Origin of the sequence: Sphingomonas paucimobilis NBRC 13935 (genome assembly GCF_000739895.2) — a bacterium.
GTDB lineage: Bacteria > Pseudomonadota > Alphaproteobacteria > Sphingomonadales > Sphingomonadaceae > Sphingomonas > Sphingomonas paucimobilis.
The window spans coordinates 1-23,118 of record NZ_BBJS01000021.1; the positions used below are offsets into that span (position 1 = coordinate 1).

23 protein-coding genes are annotated in these 23,118 nt (G+C 66.1%); 9 read left to right on the forward strand and 14 right to left on the reverse strand.

Annotated elements, in window-relative coordinates; genetic code table 11:
• Together SP6_RS08130 and SP6_RS08135 are read right to left on the reverse strand one after the other, a co-directional pair.
• Window positions 1-2,144, reverse strand: a 2,144-nt coding sequence (locus SP6_RS08130; protein WP_439645773.1) for a TonB-dependent receptor plug domain-containing protein, incomplete at its 3' end; no start/stop codon positions are given.
• 445 nt (window positions 2,145-2,589) lie between these two features.
• Window positions 2,590-5,583 (reverse strand): TonB-dependent receptor plug domain-containing protein, encoded by a 2,994-nt coding sequence (locus tag SP6_RS08135; protein ID WP_082052458.1) that lies wholly within the window; start codon window positions 5,581-5,583, stop codon window positions 2,590-2,592.
• Window positions 5,584-5,871: 288 nt separating this feature from the next.
• Here SP6_RS08135 and SP6_RS20875 point away from each other — a divergent pair, with 288 nt between their 5' ends.
• Both SP6_RS20875 and SP6_RS08140 read left to right on the forward strand, forming a co-directional pair.
• The gene (locus SP6_RS20875) at window positions 5,872-6,120 is read left to right on the forward strand and encodes a hypothetical protein (protein WP_126053656.1); all 249 of its coding nucleotides are present in this window, start codon (window positions 5,872-5,874) and stop codon (window positions 6,118-6,120) included.
• Between the two features lie 35 nt (window positions 6,121-6,155).
• Window positions 6,156-6,650 (forward strand): hypothetical protein, encoded by a 495-nt coding sequence (locus SP6_RS08140; RefSeq protein WP_037567820.1) that lies wholly within the window; start codon window positions 6,156-6,158, stop codon window positions 6,648-6,650.
• Window positions 6,651-6,662: 12 nt separating this feature from the next.
• Here the strand turns inward: SP6_RS08140 and SP6_RS08145 are convergent, their stop codons facing one another.
• The 3 genes from SP6_RS08145 to xseA are packed head-to-tail and all read right to left on the reverse strand — an operon-like array spanning window position 6,663 to window position 9,153.
• Window positions 6,663-7,514, reverse strand: a complete 852-nt coding sequence (locus SP6_RS08145) for a M23 family metallopeptidase (protein WP_007403749.1) — start codon at window positions 7,512-7,514, stop codon at window positions 6,663-6,665.
• Between the two features lie 2 nt (window positions 7,515-7,516).
• Window positions 7,517-7,717 carry a DUF2093 domain-containing protein gene (locus SP6_RS08150; protein WP_007403892.1) on the reverse strand — a complete coding sequence of 67 codons (201 nt, stop codon included), beginning with the start codon at window positions 7,715-7,717 and terminating at the stop codon, window positions 7,517-7,519.
• A 14-nt stretch (window positions 7,718-7,731) separates the two neighbouring features.
• Window positions 7,732-9,153: an exodeoxyribonuclease VII large subunit gene (gene xseA / locus SP6_RS08155; RefSeq protein WP_007403791.1), complete on the reverse strand. Its 1,422-nt coding sequence runs from the start codon at window positions 9,151-9,153 to the stop codon at window positions 7,732-7,734.
• Here xseA and purD point away from each other — a divergent pair.
• The 3 genes from purD to SP6_RS08170 are packed head-to-tail and all read left to right on the forward strand — an operon-like array spanning window position 9,152 to window position 11,828.
• Entirely contained in the window at window positions 9,152-10,438 is a 1,287-nt protein-coding gene (gene purD / locus SP6_RS08160; protein ID WP_007403803.1) for a phosphoribosylamine--glycine ligase, read from the forward strand. The two genes, xseA and purD, sit on opposite strands and share 2 nt — an antisense overlap.
• 50 nt (window positions 10,439-10,488) lie before the next feature.
• Window positions 10,489-11,220 carry a helix-hairpin-helix domain-containing protein gene (locus tag SP6_RS08165; RefSeq protein WP_007403659.1) on the forward strand — a complete coding sequence of 244 codons (732 nt, stop codon included), beginning with the start codon at window positions 10,489-10,491 and terminating at the stop codon, window positions 11,218-11,220.
• Window positions 11,221-11,267: 47 nt separating this feature from the next.
• A complete protein-coding gene (locus SP6_RS08170; RefSeq protein ID WP_007403759.1) occupies window positions 11,268-11,828 on the forward strand; it encodes a hydrolase in 561 nt (186 codons plus the stop codon).
• Between the two features lie 21 nt (window positions 11,829-11,849).
• Here SP6_RS08170 and SP6_RS20880 read toward each other — a convergent pair whose 3' ends face one another.
• Window positions 11,850-12,641, reverse strand: a complete 792-nt coding sequence (locus SP6_RS20880) for a hypothetical protein (RefSeq protein ID WP_128130670.1) — start codon at window positions 12,639-12,641, stop codon at window positions 11,850-11,852.
• Window positions 12,642-13,004: 363 nt separating this feature from the next.
• Here SP6_RS20880 and SP6_RS08180 point away from each other — a divergent pair, with 363 nt between their 5' ends.
• Complete coding sequence (locus SP6_RS08180) at window positions 13,005-13,310, forward strand: hypothetical protein (RefSeq protein ID WP_126053415.1); 306 nt, start codon at window positions 13,005-13,007, stop codon at window positions 13,308-13,310.
• Here the strand turns inward: SP6_RS08180 and SP6_RS08185 are convergent.
• The gene (locus SP6_RS08185; RefSeq protein WP_007403739.1) at window positions 13,297-14,598 is read right to left on the reverse strand and encodes a hemolysin family protein; all 1,302 of its coding nucleotides are present in this window, start codon (window positions 14,596-14,598) and stop codon (window positions 13,297-13,299) included. The two genes, SP6_RS08180 and SP6_RS08185, sit on opposite strands and share 14 nt — an antisense overlap.
• 141 nt (window positions 14,599-14,739) lie before the next feature.
• On the opposite strand from SP6_RS08185, the gene SP6_RS08190 reads away from it, so the two are divergent.
• Window positions 14,740-15,417: a YiaD family glycine zipper/OmpA-like lipoprotein gene (locus tag SP6_RS08190; protein ID WP_007403893.1), complete on the forward strand. Its 678-nt coding sequence runs from the start codon at window positions 14,740-14,742 to the stop codon at window positions 15,415-15,417.
• 83 nt (window positions 15,418-15,500) lie between these two features.
• On the opposite strand, the gene SP6_RS08195 is transcribed toward SP6_RS08190, so the two are convergent.
• The 3 genes from SP6_RS08195 to SP6_RS08205 are packed head-to-tail and all read right to left on the reverse strand — an operon-like array spanning window position 15,501 to window position 16,685.
• On the reverse strand, window positions 15,501-15,965 hold the full coding sequence (locus SP6_RS08195) for an AAA family ATPase (protein ID WP_007403946.1): 465 nt from the start codon (window positions 15,963-15,965) through the stop codon (window positions 15,501-15,503).
• A gap of 3 nt (window positions 15,966-15,968) precedes the next feature.
• Window positions 15,969-16,418 carry a nucleoside deaminase gene (locus SP6_RS08200; RefSeq protein WP_227876552.1) on the reverse strand — a complete coding sequence of 150 codons (450 nt, stop codon included), beginning with the start codon at window positions 16,416-16,418 and terminating at the stop codon, window positions 15,969-15,971.
• A 54-nt stretch (window positions 16,419-16,472) separates the two neighbouring features.
• Window positions 16,473-16,685 carry a hypothetical protein gene (locus tag SP6_RS08205; RefSeq protein ID WP_007403663.1) on the reverse strand — a complete coding sequence of 71 codons (213 nt, stop codon included), beginning with the start codon at window positions 16,683-16,685 and terminating at the stop codon, window positions 16,473-16,475.
• Window positions 16,686-16,834: 149 nt separating this feature from the next.
• Between SP6_RS08205 and rpmB the strand changes: the two genes are divergently transcribed.
• Window positions 16,835-17,143 carry a 50S ribosomal protein L28 gene (rpmB, locus tag SP6_RS08210; RefSeq protein ID WP_007403847.1) on the forward strand — a complete coding sequence of 103 codons (309 nt, stop codon included), beginning with the start codon at window positions 16,835-16,837 and terminating at the stop codon, window positions 17,141-17,143.
• A gap of 192 nt (window positions 17,144-17,335) precedes the next feature.
• Here the strand turns inward: rpmB and SP6_RS08215 are convergent, their stop codons facing one another.
• On the reverse strand, window positions 17,336-18,355 hold the full coding sequence (locus tag SP6_RS08215; RefSeq protein ID WP_007403720.1) for an esterase-like activity of phytase family protein: 1,020 nt from the start codon (window positions 18,353-18,355) through the stop codon (window positions 17,336-17,338).
• 182 nt (window positions 18,356-18,537) lie between these two features.
• On the opposite strand from SP6_RS08215, the gene SP6_RS08220 reads away from it, so the two are divergent.
• Window positions 18,538-18,876 (forward strand): glycine zipper 2TM domain-containing protein, encoded by a 339-nt coding sequence (locus SP6_RS08220; protein WP_037567932.1) that lies wholly within the window; start codon window positions 18,538-18,540, stop codon window positions 18,874-18,876.
• Window positions 18,877-18,989: 113 nt separating this feature from the next.
• On the opposite strand, the gene phbB is transcribed toward SP6_RS08220, so the two are convergent.
• From phbB to SP6_RS08235, 3 genes are all read right to left on the reverse strand, one after another.
• Window positions 18,990-19,712: an acetoacetyl-CoA reductase gene (gene phbB, locus SP6_RS08225; RefSeq protein ID WP_037567824.1), complete on the reverse strand. Its 723-nt coding sequence runs from the start codon at window positions 19,710-19,712 to the stop codon at window positions 18,990-18,992.
• Between the two features lie 85 nt (window positions 19,713-19,797).
• Window positions 19,798-20,811 carry a ferrochelatase gene (hemH, locus tag SP6_RS08230; protein ID WP_037567825.1) on the reverse strand — a complete coding sequence of 338 codons (1,014 nt, stop codon included), beginning with the start codon at window positions 20,809-20,811 and terminating at the stop codon, window positions 19,798-19,800.
• Window positions 20,811-23,024, reverse strand: a complete 2,214-nt coding sequence (locus SP6_RS08235) for a xanthine dehydrogenase family protein molybdopterin-binding subunit (protein WP_007403903.1) — start codon at window positions 23,022-23,024, stop codon at window positions 20,811-20,813. Before SP6_RS08235 ends, hemH begins: the two co-directional genes overlap by 1 nt.
• Window positions 23,025-23,118 lie beyond the last annotated feature (94 nt).

A 23,118-nucleotide genomic window follows, 5' to 3' on the forward strand; every position in this document is an offset into this window, starting at 1 on the left:
CAGCGACAGGCCGCGCACCGGATCGACCTTGATGCCGCGGTGAAGCTGCGCGACTTTTCGGGGTCGAGATTCTGCGACGCCAGCGTCGTCTGGCCGATCGAATAGTTGGCGATATAGGCCGAGCAGAATTGCGGGGTCGCCGCCGAACAGATCTGATTGGCGCCCGGATTGATGCTGTACTGGCGCAGGAACGCCGCCGGGATGCTGCTCAGCTGCTGGGTCACGTAACCCGTGGTGGGCAGCGCATTCGCCTCGCCGAACGAGGGGATGCGGAAACCGCGCGAGTAGGTGCCCCGCAAGGAGACCTGGCGGATCGGCTTGAAGATCGCGCCGAACTTGGGTGAGAAAGCGCTCTGGCCGCTCGAATAATGGTCATAGCGACCCGAGGCGTTGACCGTCAGCTGATCGAAGATCGGCGCGTTGATTTCGTAGAAGGCCGACGACACGGTGCGGTTGCCGCTGGTGCCAAAGGCATTCAGGCGGAAATAGCGCTGGGTCGGGCCGTTCTCGTCCGAGTTGGCGCTGGGTGCGTCGATCGCCTCGTAGAAGATCGAGCCGCCCACCGCGACACGCAGGTCACCGCCCGGCAGGGTCATGATCGCCTTGCCCAGGGTGAACTGCGCCTGCAGCAGGTCCGAGCTGTCGTTGGTGATGTTGGTCGGCGTCAGATAGTTCAGCGTCGCCTGGCTGTTGAGGCCCGGATTGATGAAGTTATAGCTGCCGTCCTTGATCACATCGAGCAGGTGCTGGATGTAGACATAGCCGTTCTGCTCGAGACGCAGATCGGTGTGCATCGCCGTCGCGTCGAAACGATAATCGACATCGTCGAAGATCGTGCCGTTGATCCCGAAGGCGGCGCGATAGACGCGGCTGCGGGTCTTGGTCGATTCGAAGCTGTTCGGCAGCTGGCCGACCAGACGCGCGACCTGGCCAGCGGCGGCGAACGGGTTGTTCGGGTTCAGCGTGCCGTTGGTCGCATTGCACGCGCCGACGGTCGAGCGCGGGCAGACATAGACCGGCAGCGCCAGGATCGCCGAATTGGGATCGATCGCGGGCGTCGGGTTCTGCGACGTCGAATATTGCGGGAACAGGATACCGGCGGGCGCATTGGCCGGCAGCGCCAGCTCGGCCGCGGTCGGATTATACGGATTGCCGGTGAGGCAGCCCGCCGCCGGGTTCAGCAGCTGGTAGCGGCCCAGGGCAGTGGTGTTGGTGGCATCGGCCGGACGCACATAGAAGTTCGGCGTGTTGATCGCAAAGCCATTGGTATACTGACCGTTCTGGTCCAGCCCGTTGGCGATGTTGTTGGGGCCGCAAACAGTGGTGCCGGTGCGGTTGGAGCAGATGCCGCGCTCGTCGCTCGAGTTGAACGGTCCGGGCAGCTGGCGCGCCTTCACGCCCTCCGAACGATAATAGAAGCCGCTGATATAGGCGTTATAGCCCTGCTCATCGAGGTCGCCGGTACCGGCGGTCAGCGACAGGCGCTGATTGGCGTTATAGCCCCGCTCGGAAATGCCGGCTTCGGCGCGGCCCATGACACCCTTCACCGAACGCTTGGTGATGATGTTGACCACACCCGCGATCGCGTCCGCACCATAGCTGGACGACGCGCCGTCGCGCAGCACTTCGACGCGGTCGACGATATCGTCGGGGATGGTGTTCAGATCGACGAAGTTGCGCGTGCCGTCATCCGACAGCGGATAATAAGCGGCGCGCAGGCCATCGAAGAGCACCAGCGTCGAGTTGGTCGACAGGCCGCGCAGCGACACCGACGACGCACCGCTGGCGAACGCGCCATTGGCGGTGAACGAGTTGGTCAGCGCCGGGCCGTTGTTCGACGACAGCGCTTGGATCCCCGCCTGCACCGTGTTGATGCCGCGCACGTCGAGATTCTCGGCGGTGATGGTCGACACCGGCGACGGGCCGACATCCGCGCCACGGATGATCGAGCCGGTGACGACGATGTCGCCGCCTGTTCCGGCATCGGCCTGCTCGGCCCCCTGCGCGACCTGGGCATTGGTTTCAGCGTTCTGATTGGCGTCAGGCACGCTCTGCGCAAGCGCCGGCGCGCCCAGCAGCATCGACAGCGGCGCGACAGTCGCCAACAGGCCCGGCTTGCGCAGCCCGATCCACGAATTGGTCATGGTTATTACCCCTTTTCCCATCCGACACCCGTTTTCGGTGTGTCAGCTTCCTGGCTTGATGAAATGGTTTTTCTGTATCGTTACTGAATGTTGCCTGATTGGGCATATCCAGCACCATTGTAAAGACAGGAAAATTCAACAACGCGACTGGATCTCACGCCGTCGCAAATAGGTCACACTACCTTACATAGCACAGAGATATCGATTGCAGAGGTTGGGCGGTGTCATACCGTCGATACAATTTGCGACAATATTTATGTCGGTTTTAAAAAGCTGAGACGTGTTGGCCTGTGTGTCCTCAGGTGCCGCCGCGAGCATGCAAAACCGCCGCGCGAACCATCGATTTTGGCTACGTTCTGCGTCAGAGCTGGCCGGGCGAATCGCGCATAAAAAAAGGGGCGATGGCCGAAGCCACCGCCCCCGAAAGGCATAGATCGTTATCGGATCAGAGCGTAACGCGCGCCGTGACCGAGAACAGCCGACCCAGCGGATCATAGGTCGACGGATAGGTATTGCCACTGTTGTAGGCGGTCGAACCAATCGACGAACCCACGAAAGGCGGCTTGCGGTCGAACACGTTGCGCACCGCGAAGAGCAGCGAGAAACGGTCCGTCGCCTGGAACTGCGCCGCCAGATCGAAATAGTGATAGGCGCCGATCCGCTGATAAGCGGCGACGGGCCCGCCACCCGCCGCAATGTCGTCGGCCAGGGCCAGCGGCTCATACTTGGCCGGCGACAGGAAGCGCCACAGCACCGACAGGTCGACCTTATCGATGCTCAGCGTGGTACGCTGGTTGAACGAGAACTCCGGCTGGATCGACCCGCAGTTGACCGAATAATAGCTGGTGCACTCACGGTAGATCGAGGTCGGGGTTGCCTTGAACTTCGAACGGCTGGTCCAGTTGCCGTTGAAGGCCAGGGCCAGCTTACCGAAGCCCAGATCGTGACGGTAACTGGCCGACAGATCGATACCGTCGGTCAGCAGCTGGCCGATATTGGCCAGCGGCACCGGCAGACCCGGCGTGGTCGCCGCGCTGCCGTCGAGACCACCGGTCAGCGGGTTGCGGCGGATGCCGGTGCAGGCCGCGCTGGTTGCGCTGGCGGCGGTCAGATTGGCGAAGCACGCGTTGACGACGTCACCCACGGTCGGCGAGCTGATCGCGTTGTTCACCTTGATGTTGTAATAATCGACCGTCATCGAGAAGCCCGACAGGAAGGTCGGCTGGATGACCGCACCAATCGTCACGGTCGATGCCGTCTCGACGCCCAGGTTCGGGTTGCCGCCGCCGGTCGTGTTGATCTGACCCGACGAAGGCTGAGCGATGTTGCCGATCGTGGCCGCCGGAGCGCCCTGAGCGATACAAACAGCGCGAAGGTTCGCGTTGGCAGTCGGCGCCGAGCCCGCGCAGGGATCGACCGCCAGGTTATCGAGCCCAGTCACCGCCGGCGAGAATAGCTCGCCGATGTTGGGCGCACGAACCGCACGGGTATACAGGCCACGCAGCTTAAACGCTGCCACCGGCTCCCAGCTGCCGCCCGCCTTCCAGGTCCAGTTGCCGCCCGAACGGGAATAGTCCGAATAGCGGGCACCGGCTTCCAGGGTCAGGCTGCGGAAGAAGGGCTTGTCTTCGACCAGCGGCGCGACGAGTTCGACGAAGCCTTCCTTCACGTCATAGCGACCGCTGGCATTCGGGGTCGCACCGCCATTGCCGAGCACTTCGGCCGGGGTCTGGGTAGCAGTGTCCGACGTCGTGCGCGCGGTATACTTGCGATATTCGCCACCGAACGCGATGCTGACCGGGGTGTCGGCGAATGGGCTCGACACGCCAAAGTCACCCGAGATGACGCCGCGCAGCGTACCCAGCGACGTCATCACGCCGCTGCTGGTGGTCACACCGAGCAGATACCCCAGCTGGTCGGCGGTGATGCTGCCCGCCGGACCGAACAGGTTGATCGGAACGCAGCCATTGGTCGCGGTGAGGCAGGTCGAGGTGTTGGTCGCCAGCGTCGCCTGCTGCAAACGCGAGAGCAAGCCGTTGCCCGACTGGCGCTGCGTGTTCTCGCTCTCGCCATAGGTGCCGAACACGTCATAGTTGAAGTTGCCGACCAGTGCGCCACGGACACCCGCGCGGATGTTAAACAGCTGCGTGGTGTATTCCGAGATACGCGGCCCAGCCTCGACGAAGCGCCGGAAGGCGGCCGTCGTGAAGGTGCGGTAGTTCGCATCGGTCGGGCTGGTCGCGGTGTAATAGGCATTACACTGCGCCTGGGTCGGCGCCTGACGGCCCGTGGTGGTCGGATCGGCATCGACTGCGTTCAAGCAGAAGCTGTCACGCACCCCGCCCGACAGATACGGGTTGCTGATCGGAACGGTCAGCGGATTGCCGAAGGTGCCTGACGGCGCGATGATCGTCGACACCGTGTTCTTCGAGAACATCGCCTGGCTGTAGAATTCCAGGTGGTCCGAAACCTCGTAACGGGTTGAACCGAAGATGTTGAAGCGCTTAAACGGCGTCTGATAGATGTTGTACGGATTGAAGTTGAACAGCGAATAGGTCGGGACGAACGCGGTGCCCGCCTGGTTGATCTGGCGCGTACCCGTCGATCCGACCGAGAAGCGACCCGGAACGGTCGTGCCCGAACCGCCGGCCGCACCGCTGTACGAATCGATCGACTGAATGCCGTAGGAACGATCACCCTGATAGACCGGGCTCTGGTCCTGGAAGCCGATGCTCAGCACCGCATTGCCGCGACCGTCATCCATATTGGCACCGACGGTCAGTTCGGCGCGGTAGCTATGGCCATCGCCCTTGCCGGTGATCTGGTCGGTCACCGCCACGTCGACGCCCGAGAAATCGCTGCGGGTGATGAAGTTCACCACGCCCGCGACGGCGTCCGCGCCATAGGTGGTCGACGAACCGCCGGTCAGCACGTCCATGCGCTCGATCAGCGCGAGTGGGATGTTGTTGAGGTCGGTCGCGCCGCCCAGGTTCGCGGGTGCGATACGCGCGCCGTCGAGCAGGACGAGGTTGCGGTTGACGCCCAGGCCGCGCAGGTTGACGAACGACGCGCCACCATTGCCGTTATTGACCTGCGAACCGATCGAGGGGACCGCACCCGGCAATTCGCGCAGGATTTGCTCGGCGACGTTTACCTGACGAAGGCGGATTTCCTCCTGGCTGACGACGGTGACCGGGCTGGTCGCCACGATGTTCGGATTGCGAATCAGCGTACCGGTGACGACGACGTCGCCGGTCTGGGTGGCTGGAGAGGTCGATTCGCTCGTCTGGACGCCAGGTTCTTGGGCGGCCGGCGGTGCCGCTACGGGTGCGTTGCCCGTCTGATCAGTGGTCTGTGCAAAGGCGGGTGCCGCCCCGAAGACCACCGTGCCAGCCAGCAGGCTGGTGGCCAGCAACTGGCCACGGAAAAACTGCTTCATGTCTAACCCCTTTTTATGCCCCCAGTTTGCCCGGGAGGCTCTTTCTGCGCAGGTTGGCCCTGCGGCATGGGGAACAGCGTAAACGGGCTACAAAACCTTATACAATTAGCTTTAGGTTAGATTATTACCTTTTTGCTGCATTGTAGCATAAGTGCAACAGCGTGAGATTCGCGCATATAAGGTGTGGCACAAAGAGCAAAAGCCGCAACAATCAAGCGACTTGCGGTCCGCGCGTTCACGCTGGATATCTGGGATACGGTGTCACTCTATCTCCGACGGGAATATGTCATGCTCAACATTCTGCTCCTGGCAGCGGCAGCCCAAGCCGTCGCGCCAGCGCCTGACAAACCTGTTTCCGCCCCGGCGGGAGCAGTGGCCGACAAGCCGATCTGCCGACGGATCGTGGAAACGGGTTCGTTCGTCAAAGGGCGCAAAATCTGCATGTCACGCGAACAATGGGCGCGTAGCAACCAAGAGCATCGTGCCGCGGCTCAACAGGTGGTTTCCGACGGCACCGGGAGGGTGTCGGGACAATGAAATCCCCATGGCGTTATATCAGGATCATAAGCCCAATGGCGGTCTTGGCGACTGCCGTCCCGCTCGCGGCTCAAGACGGCGGAGCCGTTCGTCAATTCGATGAACTGATCCGATGCAAGGCCATAGCCCAGAATGACGAGCGCCTTGCCTGTTATGATCGCGCCAGCGCCGCCATCGTGGCGTCGCGGGCCTCGGGCGATCTGATGGTGCTGGATCGCAAGGCCGTCATTGCCCGCAAACAATCGCGATTTGGCTTGGCCGTCCCAACGGACGAGATGTTCGGCGGCGGCAAGGCGGATGACAATACGGCTGTCCGTCAGCTCGAAAGCACGATCAAATCGGCCAAAGCCACCAACGTCTATGGACGCTGGAATTTGGAATTGGCCAATGGATCAGTTTGGCAGACGATCGACAGCATGACCTTCAGCCCCGACCCCGGCGACAAGATCGTGCTGAAAGAAGCATCGCTGGGGGGCTATCGTGCGTCGATAGAGGGCGGCCGATCGGTCTTGGTCAAACGCATTCGATAGCCGCCGCCGCCCTCAACCCATCGGCCCCGTCACCAGCAGCGGGTCGAGCTTGCGGCCGCGCCATTGCAGGCTCCAGTGGAGATGGGGGCCGGTGGCGCGGCCGGTGGCGCCGACCGCACCGATCGGCTGGCCCTGGTGGACATGCTCGCCGGGGCGGACGTCGATGCGCGACAGATGGAGGAAAGCGCTGTTCAGGCCCTGGCCGTGGTCGAGCATCAGCAGATGCCCCTCCAGCGTGAAGGGCTGGTCCGCTGCCAGAATGACCACCCCGTCGGCGGGAGCGCGGACGACGGTGCCGGTGGTCGCCGCGATGTCGGTCCCCGAATGATAGCTGCCCGGCTCGCCGCGATAGATGCGCTGCGCGCCGAACAGGCCCGAGATGCGGCCCTTGACCGGCCATTGGAGTGTCTGGCGCCAGCCCGTCGCGTCGGTCTCCTGCGCGCGGGCGGCGCGAATCTGCTCCAGCTCCGGCGGGCGCAGCCGCTGGAACTCGGGATCGGGGACGGGATATTTGGGCAGACGGTCAAGCCGTTCGATCCGCCAGGCGCGCGGGGCGATGGTCAGCGTCTGGTGGAGCTGGCGGCCATCCGACCCGGTCGTGACCAGTTGGGCGCTGGGCCCGGCATCGCGGTCGAACCCGATCAGGAAGGCCCCGTCCGGCGTCATCGGAATTTCCTGGCCATCGAGCGCAACCGACACCGTGCCGGCCGGCGCCTGCCCCCGGATCAGGCCGCCCTGGCTCAACTGTCCGGTCCAGCGGATGGGTGGCAGCGGCGCAGCGATCGGGGCGGCGGCTTGCGGCGCCATCGCCGCAACCGGGGCAAGGCCCGCCGTGAGCCATGCCAAAACGATCCCGCCGCCCATCCTCATTGCGGCGCCAGCACCTGTGCAGTCGCGTGCGCATCGGCATAGGCTTCCTGCCGCGCGGCGCTCCAATATTTCAGGTCTTCCAGCGGAATGCGCCGCCCGGTCACCGCGCAGACGACATGATCGCCCGGCGACAGGACGCGAAAGCCATTGGCCAGATAGTGGAGCCGGGCGGGGCGATCGGTGTTCGACATCAACATGGGTCTGCCTTGGATCAGAGAAGCGTGGGCTGGCTGGGCTGAGACGGATCGGCCTTCGGCTCCCGCTTGGGCTTGTCATAGGTTTTGGGTGCGGGACGCTCAAGTCCGCCCTGATCCACCGCGACATCGACCGTACCGTCGCGGAACCGTAGCGTCAGCGTATCGGCCGCCCGCGCAGCCTCCGCCGAGGACAAGGTCTCGCCGCCCGGCCGCGCGGTGATCCGGGCATAGCCGCGCTCCAGGATGCGGTCGGGGTTGAGCGACTGGACCAGCCGCCAGGTTGAGGCCAGCCGGTCGCGACCGCGCTCCACCTGACGCTCCAGGATCGCCGGGCGCAACGCCGCCCCCGCCCGGTCCAGCCCGCCGCGCGCCAGCGTCACCCGCCGCTCCAGCCCGCGATCGAGCCGCGCGCCGGCCTCATCCGCACGCTGGCGCTGGGGCCCCAACAACTGGTCGCGCTTGGGCAGCAGCCGCGCCATCGCCTCCAGCCGCTCGCGCCCCCGCTCGACATAGCGACGTGCGCAGCGCTCGGTGCGCTGGCGATGGCTGGCCACCGTCAGGCGCAGATCGGCCAGCACCGGCACCGCGATCTCCGCCGCCGCCGTCGGGGTCGGCGCACGCAAATCGGCGGCGTAGTCGCACAGCGTCGTGTCCGTCTCATGCCCGACCGCCGAGATGATCGGGATCGCGCAATCGGCGACCGCGCGGACGACGATTTCCTCGTTGAACGACCACAGATCCTCGATCGAGCCACCACCACGTGCGACGATCACCAGGTCGGGGCGCGGCACCGGTCCGCCCGGCTGGATCGCATCGAAGCCCCGGACTGCCGCAGCGACCTCTTCCGCCGAGCCCGCGCCCTGTACCTTGACCGGCCAGACGATGACATGGGTCGGGCAACGATCCTCTAGCCGGTGGAGGATGTCTCGGATCACCGCACCGGTCGGCGAGGTGACGACGCCGATCACCGGCGGCATGAAGGGCAGCGCGCGCTTGCGATCGCGGTCGAACAGCCCCTCGCCCGCCAGCTTGGCCTTCAGCTTCTCGAACAACGCCATCAGCGCGCCCGCGCCCGCCAGTTCCATCCGCTCGACGACGATCTGGTATTTGGACCGGCCGGGGAAGGTGGTCAGGCGGCCGGTGGCGATCACCTCGATTCCGTCCTGCGGCTGGAAGGGCAGCGTGTTCGCCGCCCCCTTCCACATCACCGCGTCGATGACCGCATTCTCATCCTTCAGGCTCATATAGACATGGCCGGAGGTCGCGCGCTTATAGCCCGAAATCTCGCCACGCAGGCGGACATGGCCGAACTCGCCCTCCACCATCCGCTTCAGCTTCAGGCTGAGTTCGCCGACCGATAGCGCGAGCGCGTTGTCGCCGGCGATCTCCTCGGCTACCAGCCTCGAACTTTCGTCATAGGGATAAGGATCGGGCATGAACGTCCTGCTGCTGGGATCGGGTGGCCGCGAACATGCGCTAGCGTGGAAGCTGGCACAGTCGAACGGGTTAGATACGCTCTACGCCGCGCCCGGCAACCCCGGTATTGCCGCCCATGCGACCTGCGTGGCGCTGGATGCGACCGATCACGCCGCGGTGGTGGCGTTCGTGCAGGAGCATGGGGTCGGCCTCGTCGTGGTCGGCCCCGAAGCGCCGCTGGTCGACGGGCTGGCCGATTCGCTGCGCGCGGCGGGTGTACCGGTGTTCGGGCCGTCCAAGGCCGCCGCGCAGCTGGAGGGGTCGAAGGGCTTCACCAAGGATCTGTGCCGCCGCGCCGACATCCCCACCGCCGGCTATGTCCGCGTGTCGACGCTGGAAGAGGCGCAAGCCGCGCTCGCCACGACCTTCGGCCTGCCCGTGGTCATCAAGGCCGACGGCCTGGCGGCGGGCAAGGGCGTGACCGTCGCCTTTACCAAGGCCGAGGCCGAGGCCGCGATCACCGACCTGTTCTCAGTCGCAGGCGCGGAAGTGGTGATCGAGGAATTTCTCGAGGGCGAGGAGGCCAGCCTCTTCGTCCTGACCGATGGCGAGGCGCTCCTGCCCTTCGGCTCGGCGCAGGATCACAAGCGCGTCGGCGATGGCGATACCGGCCCCAATACCGGCGGCATGGGCGCCTACAGCCCCGCGCGCGTGCTAACCCCGGAACTGGAGCAACAGGCGATCGACCGAATCGTCCGCCCCACCGTCGATACGCTGCGCGCCGAGGGGACGCACTTTTCAGGCGTGCTCTATGCCGGGCTGATGCTGACCGAACAGGGGCCGAAGCTGATCGAATATAATGCGCGCTTCGGCGATCCTGAATGTCAGGTGCTGATGCTGCGCTTCCAAGGCGATCTGCTGGCGGTGATGCTGGCGGTGGCCGAGGGACGGCTGGCCGCGTTGCCCGCGCCCACTTTCTCGGACGATCCGGCACTGACCGTCGTCATGGCCGCCTCCGGCTATCCGGGCACGCCCAAGGCCGGCGGCACGATCGACGCGATCGACGCCGCCGAAGCCACCGGCGCGGTCGTTTTCCAGGCGGGGACCCGGCAGGACGGTGACCATCTGGTCGCCAGCGGCGGCCGTGTGCTCGCCGTCACCGCCAGTGCCGCCACGGTGGGCCAGGCGCAGGCCGCTGCCTATCGCGCGGTCGATGCGATCCGCTTCCCCGACGGTTTCTGCCGCCGCGATATCGGCTGGCGCGAAGTCGCGCGTGAGGCCGACGCTACGGGAACCGCGAACTAGGGCTGTCGATTGGGCTCGCGATCGGGGCATTGGGACAATAGGGTGAAGCGATGAACGATACGACGGCAGCACCGGCTGGAAGCCTGATTCCCGATGGCGTAGCCGCCATCACGACCATCCATTTCGCCCTGATCGCGCTGGTCGCGATCGCGGCGATCGCGGCCATCCTGATCGGCATGCGCCTGAAGCGCCGCCGCACCCATGCCGCGCGGCAGGTGGACCGGAATGCGCGGGAAGCGGGCGTGAGCCTGCGCCAGCCCGACCACGCACCGCTGAGCGAAGCGGAACTGACCCAGCCGAAGCCCAAGCCGCAATCCAGCGCGACACCGACGCCCGCTCCTGCGGCGACGCCCAGCGTGGCTCCGACGCCTGCGCCGCTACCCACCACCCCGCCGGCCATGCCCGCGCCCGCCGCGTCCGAGGAACCGGCGGTCGCCAACGATCCGCTGAGCGACGAGCCGGTCGCCGCCGCAGCCCCAATGGACGCCAGCCCCGCCACCGAAGCCGCCCCCGCCCAGCCAGCGGCGGACGTGACCCGGCCCGAGGATCAGCCGATCACGCTGCTCAAAGGGCTTGGCCCCAAGCTGACCCAGAAGCTGGCGGAACATGGCATCACCACGGTCGGCGACATGGCCGCGCTGAGCGAAGCGCAGGCCCAGGCGCTCGACGCGCAGCTCGGGCCCTTTTCAGGCCGCATGGCGCGTGACCGCTGGCTGGAACAGGCGCGGCTGCTGGCATCGGGCGACCGCCAGGGGTTCGAGGCGGTGTTCGGCCGACTCTGACGCCGCCTAGCTTCGGAACGGCGATGCGGGGACGCCGTTGATGCGCGATGATCACGCTCGATCCCCGCACCACCGCCCTGATCCTCATCGACCTGCAAAAGGGCATCGTTCCCCGCGCTGAGGGTCCCCGTTCAGGCGAGGACGTCGTCCGAACCGCACAGACGCTGGCCCAGCGCTTCCGCGACGCGGGCGCGCCGGTCATCCTCGTCCATGTCGGCTTCACGCCGGAGACGATGCCCAGCCAGACGGTCGACCGACCCAGCCTACCCCCCGAAGGCACCCCGCTCGAGTTCAGCGAATTCGTGCCCGACCTGCGTCAGCCGAGCGATATCGTGGTGCTCAAACATCATTGGGGCGCCTTCACCGGCACTGATCTGGACCTGCAACTGCGGCGGCGCGGCGTGCGGACGGTGGTGATCGCCGGCATCGCCACAAACATGGGCGTGGAATCCACCGCCCGCTCGGCGTGGGAGCTGTCCTACGACGTCGTCATCGCGGAGGACGCCTGCGCCTCGCGCTCGGCCGAACTTCATGCCTTTGCCATCGAGCATATCCTACCGCAGATTTCGCGGGTGGTGGCCTCAGGGGATATCATATTGAAGGGTTGAGGCTGCCCCCCGCTATAGCCATTATTCAGTCGAGGCCGGTTTGGAGGCGGCATCATGGTTGTCATTGGCGACCTTCGCCTCGGCCGCCGCTTCGTCGTCATAGCCTTGGCGCTGTTTTTCCTGCTCGGCCAGCGGCGGCACATGCAGCGCCTGTCGCAGGGCATCCGAGATCAGCGTCCGATCATAGGGGTCCTGCGTCGTCTTGCCGGCATTGGGGACCATGAATTGCGTGCCCAGCACCTGCGGTTTGCCGATCGACTGGAGATAGCGGTCGAGCGTGGCGGCGGCGATCCACACAGCCTGCGGCTTGCCCCGTGCCGCCGCGATTGTCGCGAGCAGATGCGCCTTCAGATAGTCGTTCGGTCCATCGCCGTGCTGGAACAGGAAGGCGGCGTGGTAAAAATCGTCGCCGCTGTGAAGTGCACCCGAATCGAGCAGTTCCTGCGTCCGCGCCTTGCGCTTCCGGTCGGCCGCGCCGACCACCGCCCAGTCGATCGACGGCGTCATGCGATCCTTCTGATCCGCCTCGAAGATGGCGGTCATCTCGGCATTGGTCGGGCGCGACGTGACGGTCGGATAGGCGCGGGCGGCGTCCCACGGCCCCAATATGGGCTTGGTGGCGGGTGCCCGCACCAGATGCAGCGGATCGGTCCGGAAGGCAGCATAGGAGGCGGTCAGCGTCCCGTCCTTTTCACAATGGACGCGGAACACGTCAGGCTCGCTGTTTGGTTCGGGATCGTCGAAGGTCAGTTCCAGGTCCCCGCCCACCGGTCGCGCCGATCGTGCCACCCGCCGAACGATGGGCCCACGCACCTTCGTGACGCTTTCCTCATCCGATTCAAAATGTTGCGGCCGTTCCCAACTCGCCTCCAGTCCTTTTTCCGAGGAACGCACACCAAAGTGAAACAGTGCCGTTTCCCCGGAGTGGAATATCCAATTGCCATCGGCGCAGGGCACGGCAGAAACCGAGCTGGCCGCGAGCAATAATGGCAGAATTATCGGCATGGGCAGATCATGTCAGCATTTGCGCTGAACGACAATCACCGCCATGATTTCGACGTTCGAAAATCACCGACTATTGTCGACCTTAGGGACGACTGATAGCCTTTACACATGAGGCCTTGGTCGATCGCCACACTGCTCGCTATAACGGCCATGGCCCCGGGGGCTTTGGCCATGCGCTCTTCCGACCGCAAAGCCGAAGCATCGCTAACGATCGTGATGGCGCACACCCCGCCCGACATCTGCACGGCGAAGGTGTCGGATCAGCTCTTCACTTTGCCCAAAGACGAGGTGGCCGCGATAACGGCATTACGGGAAGCCCGTCGAACCTGGATTTCCACATCGATCGGCAGCGCGGCCGACATACCCTATCGCTGTACCGCTGCGGTGATCTACGTCGCCCAGCAGGCCGGGTTCGAGCGGATCGGCTTCGTAGCGCTGCCGCCGCCGCCGAAGCCCAAAGCGTCTAAACCTCGCTGACCAGCAGCTTGTCGATCCGGCGCCCGTCGAGATCGACCACCTCGAAGCGCCAGCCCTGTTCGACGAAGCTCTCGCCCTCGGCGGGCAGGTGGCGGAACACCGCCAGCGCCAGCCCGGCGACGGTCGCGTAATCGCGGTCGTCGGGCAGGTCGATACCGAGGCGATCGGCCAGCGCATCCGCCGCCATGGTCCCGGCGACCAGCAGCGAGCCGTCCTCGCGCTCGACTACCGAGGGCGCATCACCCGGATCGGCGTCGGAGGCGAACTCGCCCGCAATCGCGGCGAGCAGGTCGGAGGGGGTCACGATCCCTTCGAAATGGCCGTACTCGTCATGGATCAGCGCCATCGGCACCTCGGCCTGGCGCAGCGCCAGCAGCACGTCCATCGCGTCGATCCGGTCGATCACCACCGGCGCCTTGCGCATCAGCGTCTTGAGGTCGAGCGGCTCGCCCCGGAACAGCGCCATGGCGATGTCGCGCGCCTGGACGACACCGACCACCGCATCGATCGAGCCCTCGCCCACCGGCAGGCGGGTGCGCGGGCTTTCCAGCAGCTTGGCGCGAATCGCCGTATCGTCGAGCGTACAGTCGAGCCAGTCGATCTCGGTTCGCGGCGTCATCACCTCGCGCACCGGGCGGTCGGCCAAGCGCACGACGCCCGAGATGATCGACCGCTCATGCTCCTCGATCACGCCCGATTTGCTGGCCTCGGCGACGATCAGGTGCAGTTCCTCGGCCGTTACCTGATCCTCATTGTCGCGGTTCAGGCCCAGCAGCTTGAAGATGATGCCGCTGGTCGAATCGAGCACCCAGACGATTGGCGCGGTGATGATCGCCAGCCAGCGCATCGGCATCGCGACAAAGGCGGCGATCGGCTCGGGCTTGCGCAGCGCGAACTGCTTGGGGACGAGCTCTCCCAGGATCAGCGAGGCATAGGTGGTCAGGCCGATCACCAGCGCGAAGCCCAAAGTCGCGGCGGTCGCGGGCGCGATGCCCAACGCCTGCAGCCGCGCGGCCGTCGGCGTGCCGAGGCTCGCGCCCGAATAGGCACCCGCGATAATGCCGGTGAGCGTAATGCCGATCTGGACGGTCGACAGGAACTTGCCCGGATCGGCGGCCAGCGCCAGCGCGGCCTGCGCGCCCTTGCTCCCGCCCCGGGCCATCCCCTCCAGCCGCGCGCGACGGGCGGAAACGATCGCGAGTTCGCTCATCGCAAAGGCCCCGTTCAACGCGACGAGCGCGAGGATGATGAGGACGTCGATCCAGGGGAAGGGGGGCAGCGGTGCCATCGGTGTGGAGTGCTCATAGCGGGCCGGACAGGCCTTCGACAACTCCCGCCGTCATCTTCCGTTCAGATCGCTTGCGGAACAAGCGTCACCGGCTCCGCGTTTCGGGGGTAGAGACGCGACATATTAACAAGGGTTACGCGCATGAAGACGTCCGCAAAATTCCTGACCATGGCCGCGCTGTCGGCGCTGGTCGCCACTTCCGCCTGCACCACCGATCCGGAAACCGGGCAGCAGCGCCTGTCCAAGGCGGCGATCGGCGGCCTGGGCGGCGCGGTGGGCGGCTATCTGCTCGGCGATCTGGTCGGCGGTCGACGCGACCGGACCGAGAAGATCCTGGGCGCAGGGATCGGCGGCCTCGCCGGGGCCGGCATCGGCGCCTATATGGACAAGCAGGAGCGCGATCTGCGTGCCCGCACCGCCGGCACCGATGTGCAGGTGGTCCGCCAGGGCGACGACCTGCTGCTGAACCTGCCTTCGGGCATCACCTTCGCCTATGATTCGTCGACGGTGCAGCCGCAGTTCCGCCAGACGCTGGATCAGGTCGCCGACATCCTGTCGCAGTATAAGCAGACCTATATCGACGTGTACGGCCATACCGATTCGACCGGCAGCGACAGCTATAATCAGGCGCTGTCGGAGCGGCGTGCGGTGGCAGTGGCCGATTATCTCGCGTCGCGCGGGGTGCAGCCGGCCCGTATCGGTACGCGCGGCTTCGGCAAGTCGCAGCCGATCGCCTCGAACGACACCGATGCCGGCCGCGCCGCCAATCGCCGTGTCGAGATCAAGATCGTGCCGATTCGCGAGGGCGATCTGCGCTGATCGCTCCCAGTTCGAAAATCGTGTCAAAAGGGCCCGGATGGGATGCCATCCGGGTCCTTTGCCATTTGCTCAGGGAGAGCCCGTCACGTCCCCTTGTGCACTTGAACATCATCGAACCCCTCCGCGCGCGAAGGGGCCTCGAACTGCCTCGCGACCGAGATGATCGCGGACACCGGCACGATCTTGTCCGGTGAACGCCGGGCATTGCGGGCGATCGCCATGGTCAGCGGCGTGTCGATCCACACGGCGTCGATCTTCGCCCCCAGCCGCTTCGCGATCGCGACGATCTTTGCGCGGTGACGTACGCCGGGCAACGCCGCATCGAAATAGATGGTGGCCGGACATACGGGTTGCGCCGCGATCCAACTCGTCTTTCCCGCCCCCTGGATGCCGCACACCAAGATCACCCGCGCAGGATCGGAGGCGGATCGTATCGCCTGCTCCAGCGCCTCATAGGATTGGCACCAAGCAGCCGCGTTGCGCTCAGGCGTCCAAACCCGCCCATCTGAGGTTTCCAGGAAATCGTCGGGATTGATGGTGATCGACATGGGCTATCGCCGCGCCGCAAAGAAACTACGGAGGAGCGCGGCCCCTTCCGCTTCCCCGATCCCGGCGTAGATTTCCGGCCGGTGATGGCAGGTCGGCTGGCCGAAGAAGCGGGGGCCATGTTCCACCGCGCCGCCCTTGGGATCGCTGGCCGCATAATAGAGTCGCGCGATCCGGGCATGGGCGATGGCTCCGGCGCACATCGCGCAGGGCTCCAGCGTGACCCAGAGATCGCACTCCTCCAGTCGCTCTCGGCCTAGTTTCTCCGCGGCGGCGCGAATCGCCTGGATTTCGGCATGGGCGGTGGGATCATGCAGGCGGCGGGGCGCATTGGCCGCGACCGAGACGACTTGGCCGTGACGGACGATCACCGCCCCCACCGGCACCTCGCCTTCTTCCCCAGCCCGCCGGGCGGCATCGAGCGCCAGGCGCATCGGTTCGGGCAGCGGGAACATCATGTCCCCCTGCCCCGCGTCACATACGCGGGCAAGGGGGCTGGATATGAAAGTTTATTGCGCGTTGTCGGCGGGCTTTTCGACCGAGACGGTAGGCACCTCGACGGTCTTCTGGGTGGTGCCGACCGACACCTTGGGCCCTTCGGCGCGGAAGGTCGGCGCCTGCACCACGGCGGGGCGCGTCTGGTCGATGCTGATCCAGCCCATCGCCATGGCACCGGCGGCCAGCAGCAGGACGATGCCGATTAATACAAGAAAGGCGCGCATGGGTCTGGCTCCAACAGGTTCGTTGGCGTAACAACGCCCTGTTCCGAGGGCGGTTGCACGGTCGCCCATGGGGAATCGGTTGACGGGCGCACGGGAACACGGTATCCGCGCGGCCTTTCCGGGCATTGCCTGAAACCAGGATAACGATCATGTCGCGCATTTGCGAGCTGACCGGCAAGGGCCGGCAGGTGGGCAACAATGTTTCCCACGCCAACAACAAGACCAAGCGGACGTTCCTGCCGAACCTGCAGAACGTGACGCTGATTTCCGACGCGCTGGAAAAGAGCGTCCGTCTTCGCGTTTCGACCCACGGCCTGCGCTCGGTCGAGCACAATGGCGGCCTCGACAACTGGCTGGTCAAGACCTCGGACGACCAGCTTTCCTTGCGCGCCCGTCGCCTGAAGCGCGACGTCGTGAAGAAGCTGGCCGGCGCCAAGACCGAAGCCGCCGCCGCGTAATCTCGCGCAGCGTGCCTGAGGTTTCGAAGCCCGCCGCTCCCCGGAGCGGCGGGTTTTCCTCGTTGGGGTTTGGGATTCGCGTTTGCCGTGGCCTTCGACTGCGCTCAGGCGGAACGGGCCGAAGGGCGAGGCGGATAGCCGCGCTTGATACCCACATTCCGTTCAGCCTGAGCGCAGTCGAAGGCCACGCCCCTAGCGTGCACCGGCGGCCGGCCGCTGATCCAACCGGAATTTGAGCAGATAGGTCCGCTCCAACACCGTCTGATTGTCGTCCGACACCAGCCAGAGAATCGTTGCCCCGCCCTCCCGGGTCACCGCCACGCCCTCGAAATTGTCGTGGATCAGCGGTGCGTCCAGGTCCGCCAGCAGCCTGCCCCGCGCCAGATGCCCCGGTGCGATCTCCGCCGCCGGGACCCACATGATCCGATTCGAGAATCGGAACGGCAGTCGAAACCGCCGCTCGACGACGACCAGCGATCCGTCGGACAGTGCGGCGGCATCGGCGACGTCGTGATCGGGCGACACCTGATAGATGAAACGGCGGGGCCGATAGCGCAGCGGATCGCCCGCGAAGATCAGCCCCTGCCGTGTCTGCTCGCCGGCGACCTTCATCCCCCGTCGTTCGGCTTTGGACACCGTCGCCTCTTCGGAAATGGTGACGAATCGCCCATCGGGCATATGCGCCAGCGACTCGGCGCCGCCATTGCGGGGCCAGCGTGCCATGGCGCGGGGCGCGACATAGCCCTCCGCCCGGGCAAAGTCGGGGGTATAGCGCCAGATCTGGTTATAGCGCTCAAACCCCACCCAGAGCGCGCCGGTCCGGGGATCGCGAGCAAGCGATTCGCTGTCCCGGTCCTGTTTCTGCCAACCGACGCTGGGCCCTGCCGGTAGATTGCCGAAGCGCAGGCCGTGCGGCCGCCAGTCCGCTCCCATCCGGAACCGCACGAAATTGCCGCCATCGCTGAGTAACAGGAACCGGTCGCCCGTCACCACCAGCGAGGAAAAGCCACCAAAGGCCGGATCGCGACTGCGCAGCGTGACGCCGCCCAGATAGGTCAGAGCGCCCAAACGACGCCGCGCCGGATCATGCGGATCGAGCGCGACGGCGCGCACCTCCATCTGCGGCGTCGTCCCCAGCAGGGCCAGCCGCTGCTCCCCCGACCATCCGGGCACGAAGGCCAGCAGCAACAGACAGGACAGAAGCACGCGCATGCCGCCTCATACGCGCTGCACCGCAACTGGACAGCCGCCAAATCCCCGCGTCCTGTCCCACCCTTTTCCCTGAACGGCGGATAACGGCGGCATTCAGGAAGCGCTCAACGCGAATCGCCCAGAAGTCGATCAACGACGACGGACGGGACCGTCAGTCGATGAAAGATTCGGGAGTGAAGACCATGATGAAGACCCTGACCCTGGCGGCGACCACGCTGGCGATGATCGGCGGCGCAGTCCTGCCCGCCACCGCCGCGGACGCGCACCGCTATCGCCGGGGCTATCATGCCGACCGCTACAACCGTGGCTATGCCGACGGAGCCCGCGCCGAATATCAGGCCAGCAAGTGCCGCCGCTCGGGCACGACCGGCACCATCGTCGGCGCGATCGCCGGCGGTCTGCTGGGCCGGACCATCGACACCGATGGCGACCGCACGCTGGGCACCGTGATCGGCGGTGCCGGTGGCGCCCTGGCCGGCCGTGCGATCGAGCGGTCGGGCCGCCCGGGCTATTGCCGCTAAACAGTTAGGGCGGACGGGGCCAGTATCTGCCCCACCCGCCCCGGTTTTCCTCGCGTAGCGTATCGAGGACGGAACGCCGGTCTCCCCAGCGGAGGTCGGCGTTCTTGCATTCCTCAATACATATGCTGGCCGCCGTTGATCGACAGGGTCGAGCCGGTCACGAAGCCCGCCTCGTCCGAGCAGAGGAAGGCGACACCGCGCGCGATCTCATGCGCCTGGCCCAGGCGGCCGACCGGGATCTTGGCGACGATCTTTTCCAGCACGTCGGCGGGAACCGCGGCGACCATGTCGGTGTCGATATAGCCGGGTGCGATCGCGTTGACGGTCACGCCGACACGCGCTCCTTCCTGCGCCAGCGCCTTGGTAAAGCCATGGATGCCCGACTTGGCGGCGGCATAGTTAACCTGGCCATATTGGCCCGCCTGGCCGTTGATCGATCCGATGTTGACGATGCGGCCCCATCTGCGCTCGCGCATGCCAGGGAACACCGCCTTGGCCATGTTGAAGCAACCGCCAAGATTGGTGTCCATGACCTCCTTCCACATCTGGTAGGTCATCTTCAGCAGCGTGCCGTCGCGGGTGATGCCCGCATTGTTGACGACGATGTCGACCGGGCCGAGTTCCTCGGCGACCTGTGCGACACCGGCCTGCACCGCGTCATAATCGGCGACGTCCCACTTATAGGCCTTGATCCCGGTCCGCTCCGAGAATTCCCGCGCGCGCTCGTCATTGCCGGCATAATTGGCGGCGACGGTGACGCCGGCCTCCTTCAGGGCCAGGCTGATCGCCTCGCCAATACCGCGCGTACCACCCGTCACGATTGCAACCCGAGCCATCAAACCTCTCCCAAATGAGATTGTGGCTTAAAAGGGGCAAAGGTTCTCCGCAATGGCCAAGACGGACCTGATACGTAATATTACGCTACGGCAACCAGCCCTGAAGCTCGCGTTCGATCAATCCCTTCAGCATTTTTATGCCGACATCCGTGTCGTTAAGACAGGGCAGATAGGCGAAATGGGTGCCGCCGGCCTCTTCGAAACTTTCGCGGCCCCGAATCGCCAGTTCTTCGAGCGTTTCGATACAATCGGCGGAGAAGCCGGGGGCCAAAATCGCCACCTTCTTGATACCGCGCGCCGGCAGCGCCTCCAGGGTCGTGTCGGTCGCGGGTTCCAGCCATTTGGCGCGACCGAATCGCGACTGGAACGCGACCAGCAATTCGCGTCCGCCCAGCGTCTCCTTCATCGCCTCGGCGAGCAGGCGCGCGGTCTTGCGGCAATGGCAGTGATAGGGATCGCCCAGTTCCAGCGTGCGCTGCGGCATGCCGTGGAAACTGGCGACGATCGCCTCGGGCTCGAAATCGAGCGTGGCGAGCTGCGCCTCGACCTGCTGCTTCAACGCATCGATATAGAGCGCGTCGTCATAATAAGGCGGCAAGGTGCGGATCGCCGGTTGCCAGCGCATCGTGGCCAGATGCGCGAAAGCCTTGTCATTGGCGGTCGCCGTCGTCGCCGCGCAATATTGCGGATATAGGGGAGCGAGCAGGATGCGCTCGCACCCGGCATCCTTCATCGCCTGAACCTGCTCGGTGATGGCGGGCCGGCCATAGCGCATCGCCCAGTCGACCATCACGCCCGGCCCGAACGCATCCTTGAGCGCCACCGCCTGCGCGCGGGTGATCGCGGCCAGCGGTGATCCATCATCGCGCCACACCAGCGAATAGGCATGGGCGGATTTCTTAGGCCGGGTGTTCAGGATGATGCCGCGCAGGATCGGCTGCCAGAGGAGCGCGGGTATTTCGATCACGCGACGATCCGACAGGAATTCGCGCAAATACCGCTTCACCGCGCGCGGCTCGGGCGCCTCGGGCGTGCCCAGGTTCATCAGGAGCACGCCGATCTTCGGACGCGGGACGGGTGGATGATCGGGGGGCAGCATCAGGCGGGAAACTCCATCGGCAGGCTTCGTATCCGTGACGCATCCCCCAAAGTGGCCAGCGCATTGGCGATGGCGGGGGCGACCGGCGGCACGGCCAGTTCGGAAACACCGCCCGGCGCTTCGTCGGAGGCGATCAGTTCGACGGTGATGTCGGGCATGTCGGCGAGGCGCGGCAGATGGAGTTTCGCCAACCGATCGGCATCCGCCTCGCCCCGCGTGAACCCCGTCGCCGCGCCGAACAGATTGGCGAGGCCAAAGATCAGCCCGCCCTCAATCTGCTGGCGGACGATGTCCGGGTTGACGATCCGCCCGCAATCGACCGCCGCCACCAGCCGATCGACCACCGGCCGGCCGCCGGCTTCGCGATGTGCCTCGGCCAACACCGCGACATGGCTGCCGCGAAAGCGATGCGCGGCCAGCCCCTGTCCGCTACCCGCGCCGCCGCCTTCCCAGCCGCCCAGCGAGGCAGCGGTCGACAGACATTGCGCCAGCCGGGGCTCGTCGCGCAGCATTCCCAGCCGCCAATTGAGCCGATCGGCCCCGGCCTGCGCCGCCAGTTCGTCGATAAAGGATTCGGTGAAGAAACAATTCGCCACATGCGCGCCGCCCCGCACATGGCCGGTCGGCAGCGGCAGCTCGGCGGGGTGATGATGCACTGCCAGCGCCGGAATCGCATAGGCCGGCACCGCGCCGCCCATCGCGTAAGGATCGCCGTGCCGGTCGCCCGTCATGCCGAAGCGCGTCAGGCCACTGGGCAGGAGCCGCTCGGCCAGTGCCGATCCGGTCGACGACGTCGCGATCCGGCTGCGCCAACCCGTGATGCGCCCACCCTCCAGCCGCGCCGTCATCCGGGCGAGCGCGGGCGCGCGGAAGGCATCACGACGCAGATCGTCGGCGCGTGACCATTGCAGATTGACCGGCCGCTTCAGCTTGGCGGCAATCATCGCGACTTGCGCGACCGCCTCCATCTCCAGCCCGATGCCGAAACCGCCGCCGATCGGCATCGGGTGGACCACCACCCGGTCGACCGCCATCCCCGCCGCCCGTGCCGCAACGGCCTGCGCCCGCGCCGGGGCCAGCGTCGGTGCCCAGAGCTCCAGCCCATCCTCGCGCCACGCCGCCACTGCCGCGCGCGGTTCGATTGCGGCATGAACGCCGACGCCGACCCGGTAGTCGGCCGAGATCAGCCCGCCGCCCGCCAACCCCTCCGCCACGTCGCCGTGCGAAAGGACCAGCCGTCCCTCCTCGGCCAAGGCCTGTTTCAGTCCTTGCGCGATTCCCGCGCTGGTCGGGCGGGGTCCGTCGGTGATCGCTTGGGCGTGCAGCGCATCCAGCCCCTTCTGCGCGATCCACCAGCTCGCGGCGGCGACCGCCACCCAGTCGTCGCCCTCGATCACATCGACGACGCCGGTGACCTTCATCGCCGCATCACGGTCGATTCGAAGCCCGCGCATCTGCCCCAGCGGCGCGTGGCGCAGCGCGACATGCACCATGTCGGGCAGGCGGATATCGGCGGTGAAATTGGCCGAGCCATCGGCCTTGGCCGGCGAATCGAGCCGGGGCAGATCGCGCCCCGCCAATTTCCCCGCGCCGCCGCTGCCCAGCGGCAAGGGCTGCGGCACCGTCTCGCCCGCCGCCGCCTCGGCCAGCTCGGCAAAGCGCAGGCGGCGATTGCCTTGGACGATGAACCCGTCCCTGACCTCGCACAGGCTCCAGTCGACATCCCAGCGGCGCGCGGCGGCCTGTGCCATCAGGGCGCGCGCGGTCGCGGCGGCGGCGCGGGCCGGCTCCTCGAACATGCGCAGCGAACTCGACCCCGCCGTCAGCAACACCATGTCGCGCTTCAGCCATTCGTCGCGAAGGGGCTCCGGCAGGCCGCCGAACGCCCCCTCGAACAGCGAATCGACCGCGACCGGATTGGCGTAAAGCGGGCTGATCGGCGCCGGCTCGACCGCGACGGTGCGCCAGTCCGCACCCAACTCGTCGGCGACCACCTGCGCCAGGGTGGTGGCGATCCCTTGGCCATGCTCGGCCTGGGGCACCGCGACGGTGACGATGCCGTCGCGCCCAATCTTCAGCCACGCGCCGAACGCCTGCTCGCCCGGCTCCGTCGCCAGATTGGGGGCATAGGCGCGCGGCCACAGGTTCCAGGCGACGAGCAAGCCGACCCCTGCCCCACCGCCGATCAGGATGTTGCGCCTGTTGAACTTCATCGCGGCCGAGCCTTAGCGAACGGGAGGTAGGAGGCAAACCGCAGGGTTTCGCTGGCTGAAAACGACAGGGTCGATCGGCGTCTCAATCCTCCCC